At 46.4% G+C, this 20,845-nt stretch carries 21 protein-coding genes, 1 tRNA gene, 1 other RNA gene and 1 other annotated feature; of the genes, 5 read left to right on the top strand and 18 right to left on the bottom strand.

What is annotated here, in order from left to right:
• A partial coding sequence (locus tag ACSW3C_RS19830) for a hypothetical protein (RefSeq protein ID WP_486564821.1) occupies positions 1 to 263 on the top strand: 263 nt, incomplete at its 5' end.
• Positions 264 to 512: 249 nt separating this feature from the next.
• On the opposite strand, the gene ACSW3C_RS19825 is transcribed toward ACSW3C_RS19830, so the two are convergent.
• The 7 genes from ACSW3C_RS19825 to ffs all read right to left on the bottom strand — a co-directional run bounded on the left by ACSW3C_RS19825 (position 513) and on the right by ffs (position 4,786).
• A complete protein-coding gene (locus ACSW3C_RS19825) occupies positions 513 to 776 on the bottom strand; it encodes a pro-sigmaK processing inhibitor BofA family protein (protein ID WP_486564819.1) in 264 nt (87 codons plus the stop codon).
• A gap of 55 nt (positions 777 to 831) precedes the next feature.
• Positions 832 to 1,044, bottom strand: coding sequence for a YaaL family protein (locus tag ACSW3C_RS19820; protein ID WP_486564817.1), 213 nt, complete (start codon positions 1,042 to 1,044; stop codon positions 832 to 834).
• Between the two features lie 12 nt (positions 1,045 to 1,056).
• Complete coding sequence (gene recR, locus ACSW3C_RS19815) at positions 1,057 to 1,653, bottom strand: recombination mediator RecR (protein WP_184212647.1); 597 nt, start codon at positions 1,651 to 1,653, stop codon at positions 1,057 to 1,059.
• 11 nt (positions 1,654 to 1,664) lie between these two features.
• Entirely contained in the window at positions 1,665 to 1,985 is a 321-nt protein-coding gene (locus ACSW3C_RS19810; protein ID WP_486564815.1) for a YbaB/EbfC family nucleoid-associated protein, read from the bottom strand.
• A gap of 20 nt (positions 1,986 to 2,005) precedes the next feature.
• Complete coding sequence (gene dnaX / locus ACSW3C_RS19805; protein WP_486564813.1) at positions 2,006 to 3,754, bottom strand: DNA polymerase III subunit gamma/tau; 1,749 nt, start codon at positions 3,752 to 3,754, stop codon at positions 2,006 to 2,008.
• Between the two features lie 170 nt (positions 3,755 to 3,924).
• Positions 3,925 to 4,386 (bottom strand): S-ribosylhomocysteine lyase, encoded by a 462-nt coding sequence (locus ACSW3C_RS19800; RefSeq protein ID WP_486564812.1) that lies wholly within the window; start codon positions 4,384 to 4,386, stop codon positions 3,925 to 3,927.
• Positions 4,387 to 4,518: 132 nt separating this feature from the next.
• An RNA gene (gene ffs, locus ACSW3C_RS19795) (signal recognition particle sRNA large type) lies at positions 4,519 to 4,786 on the bottom strand.
• A 200-nt stretch (positions 4,787 to 4,986) separates the two neighbouring features.
• Between ffs and ACSW3C_RS19790 the strand changes: the two genes are divergently transcribed.
• Positions 4,987 to 5,079, top strand: a tRNA-Ser gene (locus ACSW3C_RS19790).
• Positions 5,080 to 5,194: 115 nt separating this feature from the next.
• Here the strand turns inward: ACSW3C_RS19790 and thrB are convergent.
• The 3 genes from thrB to ACSW3C_RS19775 are packed head-to-tail and all read right to left on the bottom strand — an operon-like array spanning position 5,195 to position 8,441.
• The gene (gene thrB, locus ACSW3C_RS19785; RefSeq protein WP_486564810.1) at positions 5,195 to 6,088 is read right to left on the bottom strand and encodes a homoserine kinase; all 894 of its coding nucleotides are present in this window, start codon (positions 6,086 to 6,088) and stop codon (positions 5,195 to 5,197) included.
• Positions 6,088 to 7,146 (bottom strand): threonine synthase, encoded by a 1,059-nt coding sequence (gene thrC / locus ACSW3C_RS19780; protein WP_486564808.1) that lies wholly within the window; start codon positions 7,144 to 7,146, stop codon positions 6,088 to 6,090. Before thrC ends, thrB begins: the two co-directional genes overlap by 1 nt.
• On the bottom strand, positions 7,143 to 8,441 hold the full coding sequence (locus ACSW3C_RS19775; RefSeq protein WP_486564806.1) for a homoserine dehydrogenase: 1,299 nt from the start codon (positions 8,439 to 8,441) through the stop codon (positions 7,143 to 7,145). Before ACSW3C_RS19775 ends, thrC begins: the two co-directional genes overlap by 4 nt.
• 155 nt (positions 8,442 to 8,596) lie before the next feature.
• On the opposite strand from ACSW3C_RS19775, the gene ACSW3C_RS19770 reads away from it, so the two are divergent.
• Complete coding sequence (locus ACSW3C_RS19770; protein WP_486564823.1) at positions 8,597 to 9,964, top strand: aspartate kinase; 1,368 nt, start codon at positions 8,597 to 8,599, stop codon at positions 9,962 to 9,964.
• A gap of 48 nt (positions 9,965 to 10,012) precedes the next feature.
• On the opposite strand, the gene ACSW3C_RS19765 is transcribed toward ACSW3C_RS19770, so the two are convergent.
• Positions 10,013 to 10,681 carry a deoxynucleoside kinase gene (locus ACSW3C_RS19765; protein WP_238079445.1) on the bottom strand — a complete coding sequence of 223 codons (669 nt, stop codon included), beginning with the start codon at positions 10,679 to 10,681 and terminating at the stop codon, positions 10,013 to 10,015.
• Entirely contained in the window at positions 10,678 to 11,313 is a 636-nt protein-coding gene (locus tag ACSW3C_RS19760) for a deoxynucleoside kinase (protein ID WP_486564804.1), read from the bottom strand. Before ACSW3C_RS19760 ends, ACSW3C_RS19765 begins: the two co-directional genes overlap by 4 nt.
• Positions 11,314 to 11,443: 130 nt before the next feature.
• Between ACSW3C_RS19760 and tadA the strand changes: the two genes are divergently transcribed.
• Positions 11,444 to 11,941 carry a tRNA adenosine(34) deaminase TadA gene (gene tadA, locus ACSW3C_RS19755; RefSeq protein WP_486564802.1) on the top strand — a complete coding sequence of 166 codons (498 nt, stop codon included), beginning with the start codon at positions 11,444 to 11,446 and terminating at the stop codon, positions 11,939 to 11,941.
• Between the two features lie 18 nt (positions 11,942 to 11,959).
• Here tadA and serS read toward each other — a convergent pair whose 3' ends face one another.
• The 3 genes from serS to pdxS form a co-directional block, all read right to left on the bottom strand.
• Entirely contained in the window at positions 11,960 to 13,234 is a 1,275-nt protein-coding gene (gene serS / locus ACSW3C_RS19750; RefSeq protein WP_486564800.1) for a serine--tRNA ligase, read from the bottom strand.
• Positions 13,235 to 13,320: 86 nt separating this feature from the next.
• Positions 13,321 to 13,530, bottom strand: a binding site (T-box leader).
• A gap of 54 nt (positions 13,531 to 13,584) precedes the next feature.
• Positions 13,585 to 14,157, bottom strand: a complete 573-nt coding sequence (locus tag ACSW3C_RS19745) for an NUDIX hydrolase (protein ID WP_486564798.1) — start codon at positions 14,155 to 14,157, stop codon at positions 13,585 to 13,587.
• 135 nt (positions 14,158 to 14,292) lie between these two features.
• Positions 14,293 to 15,138 (bottom strand): pyridoxal 5'-phosphate synthase lyase subunit PdxS, encoded by an 846-nt coding sequence (pdxS, locus tag ACSW3C_RS19740; protein WP_486564796.1) that lies wholly within the window; start codon positions 15,136 to 15,138, stop codon positions 14,293 to 14,295.
• A gap of 99 nt (positions 15,139 to 15,237) precedes the next feature.
• Between pdxS and pdxR the strand changes: the two genes are divergently transcribed.
• On the top strand, positions 15,238 to 16,647 hold the full coding sequence (gene pdxR, locus ACSW3C_RS19735; RefSeq protein WP_486564794.1) for a MocR-like pyridoxine biosynthesis transcription factor PdxR: 1,410 nt from the start codon (positions 15,238 to 15,240) through the stop codon (positions 16,645 to 16,647).
• Between the two features lie 40 nt (positions 16,648 to 16,687).
• On the opposite strand, the gene ACSW3C_RS19730 is transcribed toward pdxR, so the two are convergent.
• The 3 genes from ACSW3C_RS19730 to ACSW3C_RS19720 form a co-directional block, all read right to left on the bottom strand.
• Complete coding sequence (locus tag ACSW3C_RS19730) at positions 16,688 to 18,031, bottom strand: serine hydrolase (RefSeq protein ID WP_486564792.1); 1,344 nt, start codon at positions 18,029 to 18,031, stop codon at positions 16,688 to 16,690.
• 175 nt (positions 18,032 to 18,206) lie between these two features.
• Positions 18,207 to 19,673 (bottom strand): IMP dehydrogenase, encoded by a 1,467-nt coding sequence (guaB, locus tag ACSW3C_RS19725; protein WP_486564790.1) that lies wholly within the window; start codon positions 19,671 to 19,673, stop codon positions 18,207 to 18,209.
• 111 nt (positions 19,674 to 19,784) lie between these two features.
• Complete coding sequence (locus ACSW3C_RS19720; protein WP_486564788.1) at positions 19,785 to 20,264, bottom strand: glutathione peroxidase; 480 nt, start codon at positions 20,262 to 20,264, stop codon at positions 19,785 to 19,787.
• Between the last annotated feature and the right edge of the window lie 581 nt (positions 20,265 to 20,845).

Genomic DNA, 20,845 nt, shown 5'->3' with positions numbered 1-20,845 from the left:
GAGGTCGGGTTCAGACTTTATTTGTTGACGTTTTGCTGTTCAGTTTTCAAGGTTCATTTCGTCGCCCTCTCTCAGCAGCAACTCTTATATCTTACCACACTCTCAAACCGGAGTCAACAACTTTTTTTAATTTCTTTCGTTCAAGTTGTTTTTTCTGTTTAGCAGAAGTGGAACGTTTTCTATATTACCAGCTTGGTTACTTAAATGCAATACTTATTTCAAAAAAACTTTTTCCTCTCAAGATTTTTCTCTCTTTCATATAAAAAACCCCCTGCATAGCAGGAAGTCCTCTACTTTATTCACACGACAACCGACCTGTTGCGTGAATGATATTATCCATTAATACTATTATGCATACTGCATGATGGTACTGTTCGTCCAAATGCAAGGCTGCCTTCCCCCTCAGATGGAGAAGACTCCTTCTATTAGAGGTGATCCATTATCCATAAACAGAATTCATTCCTTATATCTGCAATAAAGCATTTATAGGAAAGTCGGGTTTCATTCGCAAATCACAAGAATAAGGCGAACGCACATAAAGCAGCCAACCCTGGTATACCTAAAATGGCCAACAATAATCCGGAGGCTATGTTTACCGGGAAGTAGATTCCGACAAATCCTCCAGCTATATTCAATAAGAACAGCCCGAGAAAAGCAAAAGCCAAACGGAACCAGAAGATAGATAGTTTTTCGAACATGGCTTTGACTTGTTTTTTATCTAACATTAATAATAGAAGAAGAAATGCACCTACTAAAATTAGAACTATGATTTTCACGGAAAACGCTCCTTTCGGATGGATGCTACAGTATATGCGTCTCCGTGAAAATATATCAGTCTATTCCCAGTCTTCGTACCTTGGCTTCTCTAAATAAATGAAAATGCTTGCTCTCTGCTATTTTCCGCCGCACCATTACTTCTTGGTCATAGTCATTTAAATACTTCTCGATTTCCTTTGCCTGTTCCCAATCTTTTTTTGTCTCTATCATTAGGTCTCGCAGGCGATCATCAAATTCTTTTTTTATCTTTCTCTTACGCCCGAACATGGCGCTGCCCCCCTATAATTCCCGACGTCCCTCCAGCGCTTTGGATAACGTCACCTCATCGGCGTATTCCAAGTCGCCGCCGACCGGCAATCCATGTGCGATCCTCGTTGTTGTAATGCCTGATGGTTTCACTAATCTTGAAATATACATGGCAGTCGCTTCCCCTTCAATTGTCGGGTTAGTTGCCAGTATCAGCTCTTGTACTTCTTCATCTTGCAATCGGCTTAGGAGAGAAGGGACATTGATATCTTCAGGACCGATTCCATCCATTGGCGATATCGCACCATGTAAGACATGGTATAACCCGTTGTAATCTCGCATTTTTTCCATTGCAATTACATCTTTCGGGTCTTGGACAACACAAATCATGGATCGATCGCGTGATTGATCCTGGCAAATATGACATGGATCCACGTCCGTAATATGACCGCAGACTGAGCAGAAACGCAAATTCCGTTTGGCATCTACCAACGCTTTCGCAAAGTCCAGGACTGTGTCCTCCTTCATGCTAAGTACAAAAAACGCCAGACGGCCCGCGGTTTTCGGGCCGATGCCTGGCAGTTTCATAAAACTATCGATCAGTTTAGATATTGGTTCAGGATAGTGCATATTCGTTCCTCCTAGAACATTCCAGGCAGGTTCAATCCTTTCGTGAATTGCCCCATCGTGGAGTTCGTTAATTCTTCCGCTTTCGCCATAGCTTCATTTGTTGCAATCACGATAAGATCTTGGAGCATTTCAGCATCTTCAGGATCGATAACGGATGGGTCAATGTTCACTTCCAACACTTCTTTATGTCCGGAAACGACTACTTTCACCATACCGCCGCCTGCTGTGCCTTCCAATCGCTTTTCGCCTAGTTCCTCTTGGGCTTCCGCCATTTTCTTTTGCATTTTTTGCATCTGTTTCATCATGCCTTGCATATTCCCCATGCCTCGCATATCAAATTCCTCCTCAATAATTAATCGTCATGTACTGTTATGAATTCCTTGCCAAACATCTTCTCCGCTTCGATAATCAGTGGATCTTCCGCCTGTTGTTCCGCTTCCTTCATGAAGGATAGCGGCTCATCCGCACCTGTTTCTTCCGCATCGTCACTTTTCGGCTGGTTCAGCCCATTCGATCGGATGAAATCCTCCCTGACTTTCAACCAAGATTCTTCAGGAATATAAATGACTTCATATTCTTTTCCTGTTCTGGAGCGCAAGGCTTCCGATAATCCGGATCGAAGCGAAGTATTTTCGGATGCCATCAAGCAATGAATTTCATATTTGAATTTTAACACAAAAGCATTATCGGATGCCGCTACCGGTTCGGTTTCTTCCAAAAGTGCCGCATGTGACTTCTGCAAGGTTTGCATCATGCCGGCCCACTCTTCGCGGATCGTCTGAATATCTTTTCGCGTTGCGTTTTTAAGTATTTCATGGATTTTCCCGGTTGGCACTCGCACGGTCTGGCTTGTTTTGGACGCACTTCGTTTCGGTTGGCTGCCCGCAGATTCCGCAGGGCGCACACCGTTTTCCAATTGAGCTTGCAACGATGCAATCATTTTCTCCATGGCTGCTATTTTATTCCCAATAGCGGGGTCATTCACTGCCCCGCTTGCACGGGATGGAACAGGCGCACTCTCCAGATGAATCATTTTGAGCAAGGCCGCTTCCACGTAGATTTTCGCATGATTAGAGAAACGCATTTCCTGCTGTGTTTTCGATAGGATGTCTATATAGGAATAGAGTGTATCCATTTCAAACGCATTCGCCAATGAAACAAAACGTTCATCTCCCGGAATCAACTCAAGTAAATCCCGTAACTGCGGAGCGGAACGGAGCAAAAGCAAATCTCTGAAAAAGGTGATCATGTCCTCCGCCAGCCGCGATACATCCTTGCCCGCTGTCACCAGCTGTTCCAATAAAGAAAGGGCAACCGCCGCATCTTTAGATAAAAGCGACTCCGCCAATTGATAAAAGACGTCTTCTCCGACCGACCCTGTAACAAGTAAAGCGCCATCGACGGTAATCTTGTCACCGCTGAAAGAAGCGACTTGGTCTAACATACTGAGCGCATCCCGCATACCGCCGGAAGCTGTTTGGGCAATGACCTTCAGTGCGGCTTCCTCTGCCTGTACATTTGCGTCGGCTAATACTTGTTTCATGCGTTCTATTATTTCGACCGACGTGATCGGCTTAAAATCAAAACGTTGACATCTCGAAATGATTGTCAGGGGCAATTTGTGCGGCTCTGTCGTGGCCAAAATGAAAACTGCATGTGGAGGCGGTTCCTCCAATGTTTTCAAGAGGGCGTTGAACGCAGAATTTGAGAGCATATGGACTTCATCGATAATGTACACTTTGAAGCGGGCATTCGAAGGAGCGAAACGGACCTTTTCAATAATGTCCCGCATCTCCTCGACCCTTGAATTGGAAGCCGCATCAAACTCGATTACATCTGTATTGGATCCTTCTGTAATACTGATGCACGTCGCACATTCATTACAAGGCTCCTTCGCTGGTCCGTTTTCACAATTCAACGCTTTGGCAAACACTTTTGCGGCACTCGTCTTACCCGTTCCGCGAGGCCCTGAAAACAAATACGCATGCGTCGTCTTCTGATGCAGAAGGGCATTCTGAAGGGTCTGTTTCACATGATGCTGACCAGACATCTCTCCGAATGATTGCGGTCGATACACACGATAAAAAGCTTGATAAACCAACCGTTCCGACTCCCTTCCGAAGCAATGCAATAGTACTCTTAGTATATCACAAACACCCTGTCCACACGACATTTAGAGTTGGAATCAAGCATCAAGGAGATGAACACTTGAACCGTACAGCTTCTATAAGCTAACATGCAAAAACCCTCCATTCACCGGAGGGCTGCTGCTTATGCAAATACCGTCGTCCACTCATTCTTTTTCGCAAGCATCTTCCGTGCAATTTCCTTCGCACCTTCCAAGCTGTGGCTTGCGGCCCAGCCGCATTGCACTTCGTTGCAGGCCGGAACTTCCGTCGCCTCGAGGACATCGTTCAATGTTTTCTCTAAGATGAGTAACACATCCTCATAATCTTCGTGATTGATCAGCGCCAAATAATAGCCCGTCTGGCAACCCATTGGGCTAATATCGACAACCTGATTGGAATGGTTCCGGCTGAATTCCGCCATCATATGCTCAAGGGAATGGATGGCCGGCATTTCCATATGCTCCTGATTCGGCTGACAAAACCGGATGTCGTACTTAAAAATACGGTCGCCATTTGCTCCCTCGGAAACTCCTGCCAACCTGACATAAGGGGCTGCCACTTTCGTGTGATCTAAATTGAAACTCTCCACATTCATTTGCTTCATCGCTACTTCCACCCTTCTTTCCTCTATCTGAGTACAAGTATACGGGATTCGTCAGAATTAATGAATTATTATTTTAATTAAAAATAAAAACCCGCCCACCGAAATGGACGAGTTTGATATGCAAGTTAATTGCCGTGCACCTTCCTTTGACTGCCGCACATAAGCGTTACTCCTGTCGACAGCTCAGCCTAGGCGACCCCGCGGCACATGAGAAATACCACTTAATGCTGCTTCCTTCCGGACCTGACATGGTTCATGGGTTCCCATTGCGCAGGACCCAGACGTCAACACTACGTGCAAGAGGCAGGCCCTACAATACGGACAGCCTCAGAGAAGGGATTCAGTCTTGCTAGAGCGGGTTGCAAGTTACAGGGCACCGCTACCTCCCCACCTAGCACGGCTCTCTTAGTATACTCATTCTAGCGCTAAAAATCAAGTCTTCCCCTTTCACACAAACTGGAAATCCACTCATACGATTCAAAAACAACTGTGGCGCCTAGCAAAAAACAGATTTACGAGAATAAATAAACTACAGCAAGATGGTGTATTTTTTATTGACACTTCCCCTGAAGTCATGATAAATTATGTCTTGTTGAACACGGAGGAATACCCAAGTCCGGCTGAAGGGATCGGTCTTGAAAACCGACAGGGGTGTTAAAGCCCGCGGGGGTTCGAATCCCTCTTCCTCCGCCATTTCATTTAATCAATGCGCATAATAGTTGGAGATAAAATTCGTTACGGCTTGTAACGAATTTTTTTTATAAAAAAGGGCCTGCCGGCATATTAAACACCGGCAGGCTCTTTTATTTTATTGAACATAAGTTCCTCTTGGCGCAGTCGCTGTCGCCAGTGCTTTATAGAACGGGAACTTCTTTTCCAATTCTTCCGCCATTGCCTGCTCCGTGCCCTTTTCCACCGCGATAAATATCGATGGGCCGGCTCCGCTGATCGTCATGCCATAGGCACCAAGCTGATGACAGGCTTCCCGAACTAGGTCAAAGTCCGGCAACAATTCTTTCCGGTAAGGCTCGTGGAATATATCCCTTTCCATCATCTGCCCAGCCATCTTCCAGTCGCCGACTGCGAGAGCTGCTGACAAAAGGCTGCTGGCCGCACTGCCTGCCGCCGCTTCTGCGTGCGAAAGGTCACTCGGTAGCAACTTTCTCGACTCCGTTGTTTTCAATGCATGAGGCGGGACGAGAAGGACTGCCCCAATCGCAGGATTCGGCAATTGAAGGAAATGCAGCTCCTTATCGACGTAATACGTAATGACCGCGCCACCGAGAAGAGCAGCTGCGACATTATCGGAATGCCCTTCGAATTCACTTCCAAAGCGTACCTTTTCGTTCGGAGACATGGATAAATCCAGGAGCTTGTCGGCAATTTCAATCCCTGCCGCAATCGCCGTGGCGCTGCTGCCGAGTCCTTTCCCAAGCGGAATCTCGGAAACGATGCGCAGCCCATGAGGAGAGACCTCTCTGTCAAAGCGATCTGCCATCTTAAGAATCGTCTGGACGAGCAGATTGCTTTGATCTGTCGGCAGACTCGCATATTCCTCTCCGTTATAGCTGACTTGCCATTCCGCCGCCTCGGATACTTCCACGGTCATATAAAGTGACAACGCGAGCCCGATGCTGTCATAACCGGGCCCCAGATTGGCCGTCGTAGCAGGTACGACTACTGTAAACAACGGCCCAGCCATCACATCGCCTCTTCCTTGAGTCCGTTCAGGAACTCATGGAACTGCTCCATTGACAAGAATGGCTTCTCTTCATTAACCCGGATGGCTGTTTCTGGATCCTTCAATCCATTTCCAGTCAGCACACCCACTACAGTTGATCCTTTTTCAATCAACCCTGCATCCAGCTGTTTTTTGATCCCTGCAATCGTCGCGCAAGATGCCGGTTCTGCAAAAATGCCGTCTGTCGAAGCGAGAAGACGATACGCTTCCAGGATTTCTTCATCTGTTGCAGAAAGAATGGCGCCATCTGATTCGGCTAATGCCGCCTTTGCCAAATGCCAGCTTGCAGGGTTTCCGATCCGGATGGCCGTCGCCACTGTCTCCGGCTCCTCGAATACCCGGTCATAAACGATCGGAGCCGCTCCGTCCGCTTGTACGCCAAGCAATTTTGGTGTGCCGGCACCTTTTTTCTCATCGTATTCTTTAAAACCTTTCCAAGCTGCCGATATATTCCCCGCATTTCCGACTGGAAGCGCAAAGATGTCCGGCACTTTCCCTAATTGTTCAATTGTTTCAAAGGCGATTGTCTTCTGTCCTTCCAAACGGTATGGATTCACCGAGTTGACGAGGGCGATTTTTCCTTCTCCGACTTCACGGACCATGCGCAATGCTTCATCAAAGTTCCCTTCGATTGCTACAATTTCCGCACCGTACATTTTTGCCTGCGCGAGTTTTCCCAGCGCAATACGTCCCTCAGGAATAACAACAATCGTTTTCATGCCGGCACGCGCTCCGTACGCTGCAGCAGACGCCGATGTATTTCCCGTAGAAGCGCAAATGAGAGCTGTCTTTCCTTCTTCTTTTGCCTTGGCGACAGCCATCACCATGCCCCGGTCTTTAAAGGATCCAGTTGGGTTTGTCCCTTCTGTCTTCACATATAAATTGATGCCCCACTGTTTCGATAAGTTTTCCAAATGAATTAATGGCGTGTTGCCTTCTTGCAAAGTAAGCGCAGGTGTTTGATCTGTCACAGGCAGCCATTCCTTATATTCTTCAATCAATCCATTCCATCTTCTCATCGTGTTTCCCCCTCGACCCGGTAAAAACTCAATACTTCAATTACCTCAGGTGTATTTTGTAGTTCATTCATAATATCAAGATGCTGCTGGCGGGAGATTTCATGCGTGATCATAATTAAATCTACGCCGCCATTATTCCGATCTGCGTGCTGGATCACCGTTGCAAGACTTGCGCCTTGATTGCTATAAACGGCGGACAATCTCGTCAGCACCCCCACTTCATCCTTGACGGAAATGCGGTGGAAGTAGCGTGCGTATTTCTGGCTGTCGCTTTTAATTTTACATTTGAATTGCGGGGCATGGAGCCGTTTGCCGTTGACGCCGAGAAGAAGATTGCGGCATGCCGCGACGATATCCCCCGTGACAGAAGTGGCAGTTGGCAATGATCCTGCTCCCGGTCCATAGAACATCGTTTCGCCGACGGCATCTCCGTATACATACACTGCATTAAATTCGTTGTTCACAGAAGCCAACGGATGGGAGTTCGGTACAAAAACAGGTTCCACGGCCACTTCAATGCCGTCCTCATCCTTCTTTGCGGAACCCGCCATTTTAACTGTATAACCGAATTGATCCGCAAGCTCCAAATCACCATCCCGTATTTCTTTCATGCCACGGATAAAAACATCTTCCATTCGGACATCAGTGGAAAAGGCCAAAGACGCCAAGATTACCATTTTACGAGCCGCATCGATCCCATCGACATCAGAGGAAGGATCCGCTTCGGCAAATCCAAGTTCAGTCGCTTCTCTTAGTGCTTCCTCGTATGTCTTTTTCTCGTGCTTCATTTTGGTCAAAATGAAATTTGTTGTGCCGTTAACGATACCGGTAATGGCATGGATCCGGTCTGAAGCCAATCCATCCTCCAATGTCCGGATCAAGGGAATTCCTCCCCCGACACTCGCTTCGAAAAATAGATCGCAGCGATTTTCGTCCGCCAATTGAAGCAGCTCTAATCCGGATTGTGCCATAACATCCTTATTGGCTGTCACGACACCTTTCCCTGCACGCAATGAGCGTTCAATTGCCTGCTTGGCTTCACTCGTTCCACCGATTACTTCAACAATGAGATCGATTGTAGGATCTTCGATAATTTCATCCAAATCCGTAGTGAAAATTTCTGATGACAAATCGGTGTTTCTTTTTTTATTTACATCTTTCACTAACACTTTATTTATTTTAACAGGTACTCCCAGTTTGTGGCTCAAGTCGTCACGGTGTTCGTGCAAAATTTTTGCAACTCCACTGCCGACCACGCCAAAACCAAGTAAACCAATATTGATCTCATTTTTCATTGACGAATCTCCTCACTCTATGTACACTATGGAAATACATTCGTACTCTACATAAGGACATTATAGAGAAATAAATCTTCAATAACAACCCTATTTATGTTAAAGTTCAATATAACACTGAATTGTCATTCTACTAGAAGAAGGATCTGATGAAAATGAAGGTATGCAAATTCGGCGGAACCTCCGTTGCATCTGCTGAGCAAATACGAAAAGTTGTAGATATTGTAACAGCTGACCCACAGCGGAGAATTGTTGTTGTGTCCGCTCCCGGCAAGCGTTTTTCCGATGATATTAAAGTAACCGATCTGCTCATCCGGCTTGCAGAAGCGGCATTACAAGGGGAAGAGACAGAATCCCACTTGAAACGTGTCGTGGATCGATTCCGGGATATTGCAGAAGACCTTGGCCTTTCAAACGACGTTTCGAATGAAATTGAAAAGGATTTGCGCAGCCGATTGACTTGCGACAAGACCGATTCTTTACTATATATGGATACAATGAAAGCAGCAGGCGAAGATAACAATGCGAAAATGATCGCCGCTTACTTCAATCTAATTGGTGTAGAGGCAAAATACGTCAGTCCTAAAGAAGGCGGACTTCTCGTCAACAACCGTCCCCAGGCCGTCCGTGCATTGCCAGAAGGCGATGAGCAACTTGCCAAGTTACGAAACGAATCTGCTCTTATTGTGTTTCCCGGATTTTTCGGCTATACAAAAGACGGAACACTCCGTACTTTCAATCGTGGCGGTTCAGATATTACAGGTTCAATCGTGGCAGCTGCTGTGGAAGCGGATCTGTACGAAAACTTCACGGATGTTGACTCTGTTTTTGCAGCCAACCCAACGGTCATTGAAAACCCAGTTCCTATTAAGACGATGACGTACCGGGAAATGCGGGAGCTGGCCTATGCAGGCTTCTCTGTGTTCCATGATGAAGCCCTCATCCCGGCTTTCCGGAAGTCGATCCCTGTCAGCATAAAAAATACGAATAATCCCGAAGCACCTGGAACATCGATCGTCAAAGAACGGGACTATCATGAGCAGCAAGTAATCGGGATTGCAGCGGACAGCGGCTTTACAGCCATTTATGTCGATAAATATTTAATGAATACAGAGATTGGCTTTGGCCGCAGACTACTGCAAATTTTCGAGGAAGAAGATATTTCGTACGAGCATACACCATCTGGCATCGATAACTTATCGATCATCATCCGCACTTGTTATTTGCCGCTAGACAAAGAACAACGGATTGTAGAGCGGATTCATAGAGAATTGGACCCTGACGCAGTTATCGTGGAGCATGATTACTCGATGATCGTCCTAGTAGGAGAAGGCATGCAGTATACAACTGGTCTCGCTGCCCGTGCCGCTAGCGCAATCGCGAGCACCGGAGCGAATATTGAAATGATCAATCAAGGCTCTTCCGAAGTAAGTCTTGTGTTCGGTGTAAAAGTTCCTGACGAGGATAAGATTTTAAGGGCATTATATGCGGAGTTCTTTCAAAAGACTTCCGTTCATTCCTAATAAAAAACAAACGCAGCTGGATGTGTGATATCCGCTGCGTTTTTCGTATCAATTTTTCAGCAGGCTCGATAAGTTCAGCATATTGCCGATTCGCTCAACAATCGCTTCCACTTCTTCTGGCCGTTCCACCAAATCGTAATCGGTTATATCAATCCGGAGCACCGGGCACGCATTAAATGAATCAATCCACTTCGCATACCGGTTATAAAGCCCTTCCCAGTATGAGACCGGCGTGTGCTGCTCCATGTCACGGCCACGCTCCTGAATCCGGGAAAGAATCGTCTCAAACGGGCCATCTAAATAAATCAGCAGATCAGGATGCGGGAAATACGGCGTCATGACCATCGCTTCGAACAATTTTGTATATGTATCGAAATCGACCGGGTCCATCGTCCCTTGATCTTTATGCATTGTAGCAAAGATGCCGGTATCTTCATAAATGGACCGATCTTGAATAAAACCGCCGCCATATTCAAAAATCCGTTTCTGTTCCTTGAAACGTTCCGCCAGGAAATAAATTTGAAGATGGAAGCTCCATTTTTCAAAGTCATCGTAAAATCTATCCAAATACGGATTTTCATCGACATTTTCCAAAGATGTGCGGAAGCCAAGTGCTTGTGCAAGTGCATGAGTCATCGTTGATTTTCCAACACCTACAGTACCCGCAATGGTAATTACCGCATTTTTAGGAATGCCGTATGTTTCTCGTAAGTTCATCGTACTGCTCCTTTTTGTATCGTCTTTTCTACTTGTTCTAAAATGTATTGAAGATCCTTCTCGCTTCTGACAAAATCAATCTCATCCCCATTGAATCGAAGGACGGGAATATCCGGATGCATCTTTTCGAAGTCCGCTATGAAATGCTCATAGTCCTCCGAGAGTCTTTCCAGATAGGATGGTTCAATGAGCCTTTCAAAATCCCGGCCTCGCAGCGCAATCCGTTTCAACAGCGTATCCAACGAAGCATGCAGATAGACGATGACGTTCGGAACAGGCATGTCCCTCGTTAATATATGATAAATCTCTTCGTATTTCGCATATTCCTCTGGTGACAGCGTGCGACGGGCAAAAATAAGATTCTTAAAAATATGATAATCCGCCACGACAGGACGCTGGTGTTGCAAGAAATGTTTCTGGATATCACTTAATTGCTTATATCGATTACAGAGGAAGAACATTTCCGTTTGGAAACTCCACTCCTCGATATTCTCATAAAATTTATCTAAAAACGGATTTTCATTCACAATCTCACCTAATTGGTGAAACTGGAATTTATCCGCAACCGCTTTCGAAAGCGTCGTCTTTCCAACGCCAATTGGCCCTTCCACCGTTATGAACGGTACTGACATGTCAAGCTCCCCTTCAACTCAATTTCTGCTCTTCATTTTACCATAGCGGCATTCGGAAACATAGCGTCTGCAAGCAAAATAGCGCGAGGCATTCCAATGATGATACACTAGGGACAAGGAGCGATAGAGGATGGAAACAAACAACGATCAAACGTACATGAATTTAGCCATAGAAGAAGCAAAAAAGGCGGAAGCCATTGGCGAAGTGCCGATTGGCGCCGTCATTGTAAAAGATGGAATCGTCATCGGACGCGCACATAACTTGAGGGAATCCACTCAAAACGCCGTGACCCACGCCGAACTGTCCGCCATTCAGGATGCGTGCGGCGAAGTCGGCAGCTGGCGGTTGGAGGAAACGACGTTATACGTCACACTGGAACCGTGCCCCATGTGTGCGGGCGCCATTTTACAGTCCAGAATCCCCCGGATCGTCTACGGAGCGCGTGATCCAAAAGCAGGCTGTGTCGATTCGTTATACCACTTGCTGAACGACAGCCGATTCAATCATGAATGTGAAGTGACAGAAGGTGTTCTGGCGGAAGAATGCGGGGCGCTGCTAACCAACTTCTTCCGAGGATTGCGCGAAAAGAAAAAGGCAGCAAAAAAGGCCATGCGCGAAGTCGAATGACTCGCATGGCCTTTTGTATTACTTAATGACTTCCACTCCACCCATGTAAGGACGAAGCACTTCCGGAACGATGACAGAGCCATCTTCCTGCTGATAATTCTCTAAGAGAGCGGCCACCGTACGTCCAACCGCAAGTCCGCTTCCGTTCAATGTATGAACGAATTCAGGCTTAGCACCTTGTTCTCGGCGGAAACGGATAGAAGCGCGTCGTGCTTGGAAATCTTCAAAGTTTGAACAAGAAGAAATCTCGCGGTACGTGCCTTGCGTCGGAATCCACACTTCGATGTCGTATTTCTTAGCCGCTGTGAATCCTAGATCCGCTGTGCACATTTTGAGTACACGGTACGGCAGGCCAAGAAGCTGAAGCACCTTTTCTGCATGGCCTGTTAATTTTTCCAACTCATCATAAGACTCTTCCGGTTTTACAAAGCGGACCAATTCCACTTTATTGAACTGATGCTGGCGAATCAAACCGCGCGTATCACGACCCGCTGATCCTGCTTCAGAACGGAAATTCGTGCTGTACGCAGTAAAAGCGATCGGCAGCTGCGCCCCGTCAATAATTTCATCCCGGTAGAAGTTAGTCACAGGCACTTCAGATGTCGGAATCAAGAAATAATCTTCCTCTTCAATTAAGAAAGCATCTTCCTCAAACTTCGGCAGCTGGCCTGTTCCCGTCAAACTTGTCCGGTTTACCATATATGGCGGCAGCATTTCCTCATAGCCATGTTCACTCACATGCAAATCAAGCATAAAGCTGATCAAAGCACGCTCAAGTCGTGCACCAAGACCGCGATAGAACACAAAACGGCTTCCTGTTACTTTTGCGGCACGTTCAAAATCAAGCAGATTCAATTCTGTCCCGATTTCCCAATGCGGCTTCGGCTCAAAACCGAATTCAGGAACCTCTCCCCACTTGCGGACTTCCACATTATCATCTTCACTGTCCCCGACAGGAACACTTTCATGCGGGATATTCGGAATACGCATCAAAACATAATTCAAATCTTCTTCCACTTGGTGAAGCTGTTCGTCCAACGCTTTGATTTCATCTCCGACTTCACGCATCCGTGCGATTACATCGTCGGCGTTCTCTTTGTTACGCTTCATTTCCGCCACTTTTTGCGAAACTTCATTCCGCTCCGCCTTCAGCACTTCTACTTTTGAAATCAATTCTCTCCGTTTTTCATCCAAACCGAGAAACTTATCAAGATCCGTTAAATCTTCTCCACGCTTTGTCAATTTTGCTTTCACTTCATCAAAATTGGCGCGCAATACTTTAATGTCCAGCATAACTGCTTCCTCCTTTTTCTGTTTTGACGATGGGAACCGAGCCCAGATTAGATTTTACGCAATAAAAAAAGCCCTCCATCCCCTATACAAGGGACGAGAACTACCCGCGTTGCCACCCAAATTGACCGGCCCAAGCCGATCCACTCTTTGGAATAACGGTCCAATCACCGGCATAGGCCTACTTCATTCAACCCAGCTACTCAGGGACGGATTCACAAGTGTCTTTACCGGCTTGCACCACCCGCCGGCTCTCTGGAAAAAACGGACTCGCTACTGCTTCCCATCATCGTCTTTGATTATGGAACTAAATGTACACTTACTTTACTACACCCTAAACCATTTGGCAAGACTTAGCCAAAATACGATGCAACCGCTTCTAAGTAACTTGTTTCATGTGGAACAAAATCACGTAATTCTATTGTTTCTAACAAGTCATTCTCAATATTTCTGACCTTAACCGTACGAACTGTCCTTCTGAAAAGTGCCTGTAAATCCGTAACAGAAACAGCGTGGATGCTTGCCACTTCTTCCTCTTGCAATGAAAAATCGGCGGGATTGAATGAGAAGCTATACAAAAAGACATTCGTGAATTCCCTGTCAATAAAACCAGGAAGTTCTATGACATCTCGCACAACGCCCATCCATTGCAGCTTTGCTTCATCTACCGGAATCCCGAGCTCTTCCTCCACCTCACGTAAACCATCCATTACTTTTTCATCTGCCAGCAAGTGACCTGCTGCCGTTATATCAAAAAGGCCAGGGAAGTCTTTCTTTGCAGCACTTCTCTTCTGAATCAAGACCTCTTCTCCATCTACTAGCCAGCAATGAAACGTTTCATGCCAAAGCCCTTTCGCATGGATGACATCCCTAGATTCCTCACATACATAGTTATACTGATCATCGTAGACTTTCAACTTCTCCATTAGTATGCCCCTGCCTTCCGTAAAAATTCTTCCTAGTCATGCGATGCTTTAGCGTCTGCCTTCTTAGAGCCTATCAAAATGAATGAAAGAAATCAAAACGGACAGGAAAAATCTCGGTTCCTGTCCACTCACTCATTATACGCCGCGTACGGCCATCAATTCACTTTCTGCCAGCTTTCCGATTTCCAGTCCTTTCATCGGCGTGCCGATATCCTTTGATAACTCGCCAATCAACGCATAGTTTCTGAAATCCTCTGTAGCCTGAACAATGGCACGTGCAAATTTTTCAGGGCTGTCAGACTTGAAGATGCCAGATCCAACGAATACGCCGTCAGCCCCAAGCTCCATCATGAGCGCCGCATCCGCCGGAGTCGCCACCCCACCAGCCGCGTAATTGACGACTGGGAGCCGTTTTGCCTCACGGATCGTCAGCAGCACTTCGTAAGGGGCACCCAAATCACGGGCTTCTACCATCAATTCATCATTGCTCATATGGATAATCTTGTTCACTTGCGCATTGACCATACGAAGATGACGGACCGCTTCCACGATATTCCCCGTTCCCGGTTCTCCCTTCGTCCGAAGCATTTTCGCTCCCTCGCCAAGCCGTCGTGCCGCTTCCCCTAAATTTCTTGCACCACAGACGAAGGGCACGTGATAGTCACTCTTCAATAAGTGGAACTCTTCATCTGCCGGTGTCAGCACTTCACTTTCATCAATATAATCGACACCCATTGCTTCAAGCACTCGCGCTTCCGAAATATGTCCGATTCTGACCTTGGCCATCACTGGGATGGAGACCGCCTTCTGCACCTCTTCAATAATACGCGGGTCCGCCATTCTGGCCACGCCCCCTGCCGCACGAATATCGGACGGCACGCGCTCAAGCGCCATAACCGCTACCGCACCTGCCGCCTCCGCCACTTTCGCTTGCTCTGCATTAATGACGTCCATGATGACGCCTCCATATCTGAAATCCATTGACTCTTCCCCCTATTCGTTTTTTACAGTATACTTGATTATGACCATAATGAAATGATCAGTTTTAACATAATCGAAGTGGTCAGATGGAGTTGAAATATGGAAATGCTCTTAATTGAACTGGACAAAGAAAGCCCAGTGCCGCTATATGAACAAATTTATAATCAAATAAAAAACGATATAACAGATGGAAAGTTGGAAGTCGGAGCGAAACTGCCTTCCAAGCGGAAACTGGAAGACTTCCTAAATGTAAGCCAAACGACGATTGAGCTGGCATATAGTCAATTAGTGGCGGAAGGGTTCATTTCTACAAAGCCTAGGCAAGGCTACTACGTGCAGGCAATTGAGGAATTGGCATATGTTCAGCCTGTAAATCAGGAAAGGATTTCTGCTGTTCCAGAGAAGGAAAAGATGCAACTAGATTTTTCTCCAGGGCAAATCGACATGGATTCCTTCCCCTTTACGAAGTGGAAAAAATACGCGAAGGAAGTTATGGATGATTCGTCCAAGCATTTATTATCTCTTGGGCATCCCCATGGCGACTTGGAGCTAAGACGGGAAATCGCACGCTATTTATATCATTCAAGAGGCGTCGAGTGTACGCCAGAACAGGTAATTGTCGGTTCCGGAACAGAGCAGCTGTTGCCTTTGCTCATTCGGATACTGGGACCGGCAGCAGTCTATGCCATTGAGGATCCGGGCTATCCGCTTACCCACCATGTGTTCTACCATAATAACCGGGAGGCGGTTCCCATTCCCGTCGATGAAGAAGGGCTGGATGTCCAAGCATTGCAGCAGACAGAAGCGACCGTAGCCTATGTGACGCCTTCACACCAGTTTCCGACCGGGACCGTGTTATCGGCAGCACGGCGGACCGCCCTGCTGAACTGGGCAGCCGCCGAAGAGGACCGTTATATCATTGAAGACGACTATGATAGCGAATTCCGTTATACGGGACGGCCAATCCCATCCCTGCAAGGCATGGATAAGTCGGGGAGCGTCATTTACGTCAGTACGTTTTCGAAGTCCCTCATGCCCTCGTTGCGGATTGCCTATATGGTTTTGCCGCCGCGCCTGCTCGAACACTATTCGAATGCTTTTATCCACTATGCCTCCACCGTTCCGCGGTTTGACCAGCACATATTAGCCCGGTTCATGGAGGATGGCCATTTTTCTCGTCACCTGAACCGGATGCGGAAATTGTATAAGCGCAAGCTATATTTACTAACGGATACGCTTGCAGCGTATGCTCCCAATCTCACCTATTCAGGTGAAGAAGCAGGCATGCATATTATTATCAATGTGCAAATCGGCAAAGACGAAGAAACCTTGATCGAGCAAGCGAGGAGTAATGGCATTCGTGTGTATGGATTAAACGGCTACATGAAAAAGCAAACAGGACAGCAGCCTGCCATCCTCCTCGGCTTTGGCGGACTGCCAGAGACCGATATTAGGGACTCTATACACAGCCTGATGGACGCATGGCAAATTCACCTTTCCCGCATATAAAAAAGCCGATGGATCGGAAACGATCCATCGACTTTTCATTTCAATCAAACCAGCCTTTAACAAAGCCCGTTACGCTTTCCCAAATACCAACAAAGAAGTTGCCGATTGCACTTAACATGAATGAGAACCAGCCTGCCTTCTCTACAGTTGTTGTTGTCACAACATCCATCTTGGCATTCTTGGAATCAATATAGCCGTAATCGGTTCCTTCCGTTTTCGCCAGCTTCACATGTCCAACGACTGTGCCTGCTTTAACGGGTGCATCGATTTGGCCGTTCTTGACCACTTTCTCATCGAGCACAAGCTCCGGTACGTATTGATCTTTTTCGTTTGTTTTTACCATCATTTTAATCGGTTCTTTCACTTCGATGGCAACCGTTTTTTCTTTTCCTTTATTGATATCCACGGTCTTTTGTTTTTCGAACTTATAGCCAGCCGGCACAATTTCCTGCTCGGAGAATTGGCTGAAGCCGTAGTCGAATAACGAGCGGGTCGCATTAAAACGAGCCTCATAGGAACCGACGCCCTTTGCATCGACTGCCTTCATAACAACCGCAATAAGGCGTTTGCCGTCACGCGTAGCCGTTCCTGTAAAACAGTGGCCCGCAAAATCGGTTGTTCCTGTCTTTAACCCGTCAACACCCTTGTATTCATAAATCAATCCTGGCAGCATGAAGTTCCAGTTGTGCATTTGAATCGCATCCGACGTTCCTTCACGGAAAACCTTCTTGCTGATTTTCGTTGTCTCGAGAACTTCCGGATAATCATGGATCAAGCGGTACGCCAAAAGGGCAACTGATTTAGCAGGCATGACGTTTTCGTCTTCCGGGCCTGTCCCCTGTGGATGCATGCCTTGGAGATCTTTATTATTCAATCCTGTCGAGTTGACGAATTTATAATCAGTAAGTCCAAGTTCTTTCGCTTTGGCATCCATCATCTTCAAAAATTCTTTTTCCGTGCCAGCAATTGTTTCTGCAATGGCAATCGTTGCGGCATTTGCCGAATAGATAGCCAGCGCCTCATACAGCTCCCGAATCGTATACGTACCGTCTTTACGTAATGGAACATTACTTAAACGCCGATCCTGTGAAATCGCGTATGTATAATCAGTAACCCGGTACTCCTGATCCCAGCTGATCTTCCCTTCATTAATTGCTTCAAAAAGAAGATACTCTGTCATCATCTTGGACATACTTGCGATGCCAAGTGGAGTTTCGGCATTTTCTTCATATAGTATTTTTCCACTTTCCGCGTCAATCAAAATGGCGCCGTCCACATGCAAGCCAAGTGCCGACTCAGCTTTTGCAACGGGCGCTCCGAACGACATTAACAAGAGCAACGGCATTAGCAGAACCGCCACCCATTTTCTCAATTCCTTTTTCACCCTGTTACCTCCGTAAATACTATTTCCTACGATATATTTTAACACAATGCCCGTCCAATAAGGACAGGAACTTGAAAATGGCTAAATCTGCTCAAAAAAAGCACCTTTCCAACTGTAATAGGGACGATGGAAAGGTGCCGAAGTTCCTTATATAAACGAATAATTCAGCAATAAATTAAGAAATTGAGTAATTTGGCGCCTCTTTTGTAATTTGAACGTGGTGTGGATGGCTCTCACGCAACCCTGCTCCCGTCATACGGATAAACTGGGCCTTCTCACGCAGATCAGTGAGATCCTTCGTTCCGCAATATCCCATTCCAGCGCGGATGCCGCCAACCAACTGATGAATGGTGTCAGGAAGCGGCCCTTTGTATGGCATGCGGCCTTCAATTCCTTCAGGAACCAGTTTCTTCGCTTCCTCTTGGAAATAGCGGTCTTTTGATCCTTTTTCCATGGATGCCACAGAACCCATCCCGCGGTACACTTTGAATCGACGGCCTTGGAAGATTTCTGTTTCTCCCGGGCTTTCCGTCGTACCAGCAAGCAAACTGCCGAGCATGACAGCATGTCCGCCAGCTGCAAGTGCCTTCACAATATCACCGGAGAACTTAATGCCGCCGTCTGCGATGATCGACTTGCCATGCTTACGAGCCTCAGTTGCACAATCATACACTGCAGTGATTTGAGGAACACCTACACCCGCTACAACACGAGTCGTACAGATGGATCCGGGTCCAATACCAACCTTCACTACATTCGCTCCTGCTTCATACAATGCAGCTGTGCCCTCAGCTGTTGCTACGTTACCAGCGATAATATCAAGGTCAGGATACGCTTTGCGAATTTGAGCGACCGTTTCGATAACGCCTTTGGAATGGCCATGTGCCGTGTCCAAAACGATAACATCCACTTCGGACTCAACCAACTTTTGAACGCGCACCATCGTATCAGATGTAACACCGACCGCAGCCCCTACGAGCAGGCGGCCTTGAGAATCCTTCGCCGCATTCGGGAATTCAATGACCTTCTCAATATCCTTGATTGTGATCAATCCTGTTAAAATGCCTTGCTCATCCACAATTGGCAGCTTTTCAATTTTATATTGCTGCAAAATCTTTTCAGCGTCTTCTAACGTCGTGCCAACCGGTGCAGTCACAAGATTGTCCTTCGTCATCACATCATTGATCATCATGGAGTAGTCCTGAATGAAACGCAGATCCCGATTCGTCAGGATGCCGACTAATTTACGCTCGTCCATGTTATTGACAATCGGCACGCCGGAAATGCGGTATTTCCCCATCAGATGCTCCGCATCATACACTTGATGCTCCGGAGTAAGGAAGAATGGATTCGTAATGACCCCGTTTTCAGAGCGCTTTACCGTTACAACCTGTTCCGCCTGCTCTTCAATACTCATGTTCTTATGGATGATCCCAAGACCACCCTGACGAGCCATAGCGATCGCCATTCTCGCTTCCGTCACAGTATCCATCCCCGCACTGATGATTGGGATATTCAACGTAATCTTGTCTGTGAGCTTCACAGAAAGAGATACATCCTTCGGCAGCACCTCTGATGCTCCAGGTACAAGCAAGACATCGTCAAATGTCAGTCCTTCACGCGTAAATTTCGATTCCCACATTCCATTTGGCCTCCTCATTGTCGATATAGTTCAGTAAATATTATTAAATAGGGTATCAGTGCCCCAGATGACTGTCAAGAAGGCTTCCTTAAGTAAAAGTATTCCTATAATTCATTGAATGAGCTTCTCGATCGACTTCTTCATTTTAAGCGGCGGCGTATTCGGCGCAAATCGTTCCACTACTCGTCCTTGGCGATCAATCAAGAACTTCGTAAAATTCCACTTGATCCCTTCCACTAAGAATCCTTTTTGCTCAGACGTCAAATACGCAAATAAAGGATGCTGCTCCTTTCCTTTCACGTCAATCTTCTGGAACATCGGGAAGGTAACACCATAATTACGCTGGCAAAAAGCCAACGTATCCTCCATATCTTCGAATTCCTGATTATTAAAGTTATCCGAAGGAAATCCGAGAATGATAAAATCTTGATTCTTGTATTCCTCATATAAGGCCTGTAACTCTTCGAATTGTTTAGTGAAGCCGCATTTACTTGCAGTATTGACAATCACCATCACTTTTCCTCTATAGTCTGCCAAAGATTCCTCAGTTCCATCCGGCTTCATCACGGAAAAATCATAAATTGTTGTCATAGGAAAGACTCCTCTCCAGTTTCTTATTATTAACAATAAGACAAAAACAAACCGTTTGCAAAAAGCTGAAACGATTTGAGGAGCTTTTCGCATTTTTTATGAGTAGTGGGACGAGGAATCATAAATTGCGATAGTTCGGCTTCTTTGGGGGGGATTTGTTGGGGGTTAATCAATCGCTCTACATTATATAAAAAACGGGGAGTGGAGCAGCCTTTCGACTGATGTGGTGATAAAGAGTTAGGGGTGATTTATATCGTGGCAAACCTACTCGAATTGTAGTCAAGCGGTGATCAATTTGGGTTAGACGGTGATAGAAAGGAATTCGAGGAGATTGACGATTTGATAGTCTCTTAGGATACCTCGCGGTATCTTTTATATTAATAAACAAAAAAACCATCCCCCACAGGGGATGGCCTTTGCCCGGCGACGTCCTACTCTCACAGGGGGAAGCCCCCTGCGAAATTTGCACCTTTCGGTGTAAATTATCGCAAAGCGGCTTTGCCGCTTTACTAGCCATCGGTTCTTACTTGAATTCCAAAAAGTTTCTTACAAGATCTCTTAGGATACCTGGCGGTATCTAT

Source organism: Sporosarcina sp. AD_1, from assembly GCF_057373025.1.
The sequence above is the reverse complement of the archived record's forward strand: the minus strand, read 5'-3'. Positions and strand labels throughout refer to the sequence as shown.

Coding starts and splice junctions, on each gene's coding strand:
- ACSW3C_RS19820 (WP_486564817.1), bottom strand. CDS start 1,044: ATGTTCGGGCGTAAGAGAAAGATAAAAAAAGAATTTGATGATCGCCTG.
- recR (WP_184212647.1), bottom strand. CDS start 1,653: ATGCACTATCCTGAACCAATATCTAAACTGATCGATAGTTTTATGAAA.
- ACSW3C_RS19810 (WP_486564815.1), bottom strand. CDS start 1,985: ATGCGAGGCATGGGGAATATGCAAGGCATGATGAAACAGATGCAAAAA.
- ACSW3C_RS19800 (WP_486564812.1), bottom strand. CDS start 4,386: ATGAAGCAAATGAATGTGGAGAGTTTCAATTTAGATCACACGAAAGTG.
- thrB (WP_486564810.1), bottom strand. CDS start 6,088: ATGGCTGGGCCGTTGTTTACAGTAGTCGTACCTGCTACGACGGCCAAT.
- thrC (WP_486564808.1), bottom strand. CDS start 7,146: ATGAGAAGATGGAATGGATTGATTGAAGAATATAAGGAATGGCTGCCT.
- ACSW3C_RS19775 (WP_486564806.1), bottom strand. CDS start 8,441: ATGAAAAATGAGATCAATATTGGTTTACTTGGTTTTGGCGTGGTCGGC.
- ACSW3C_RS19770 (WP_486564823.1), top strand. CDS start 8,597: ATGAAGGTATGCAAATTCGGCGGAACCTCCGTTGCATCTGCTGAGCAA.
- ACSW3C_RS19765 (WP_238079445.1), bottom strand. CDS start 10,681: ATGAACTTACGAGAAACATACGGCATTCCTAAAAATGCGGTAATTACC.
- ACSW3C_RS19760 (WP_486564804.1), bottom strand. CDS start 11,313: ATGTCAGTACCGTTCATAACGGTGGAAGGGCCAATTGGCGTTGGAAAG.
- tadA (WP_486564802.1), top strand. CDS start 11,444: ATGGAAACAAACAACGATCAAACGTACATGAATTTAGCCATAGAAGAA.
- serS (WP_486564800.1), bottom strand. CDS start 13,234: ATGCTGGACATTAAAGTATTGCGCGCCAATTTTGATGAAGTGAAAGCA.
- ACSW3C_RS19745 (WP_486564798.1), bottom strand. CDS start 14,157: ATGGAGAAGTTGAAAGTCTACGATGATCAGTATAACTATGTATGTGAG.
- pdxS (WP_486564796.1), bottom strand. CDS start 15,138: ATGGATTTCAGATATGGAGGCGTCATCATGGACGTCATTAATGCAGAG.
- pdxR (WP_486564794.1), top strand. CDS start 15,238: ATGGAAATGCTCTTAATTGAACTGGACAAAGAAAGCCCAGTGCCGCTA.
- guaB (WP_486564790.1), bottom strand. CDS start 19,673: ATGTGGGAATCGAAATTTACGCGTGAAGGACTGACATTTGACGATGTC.
- ACSW3C_RS19720 (WP_486564788.1), bottom strand. CDS start 20,264: ATGACAACAATTTATGATTTTTCCGTGATGAAGCCGGATGGAACTGAG.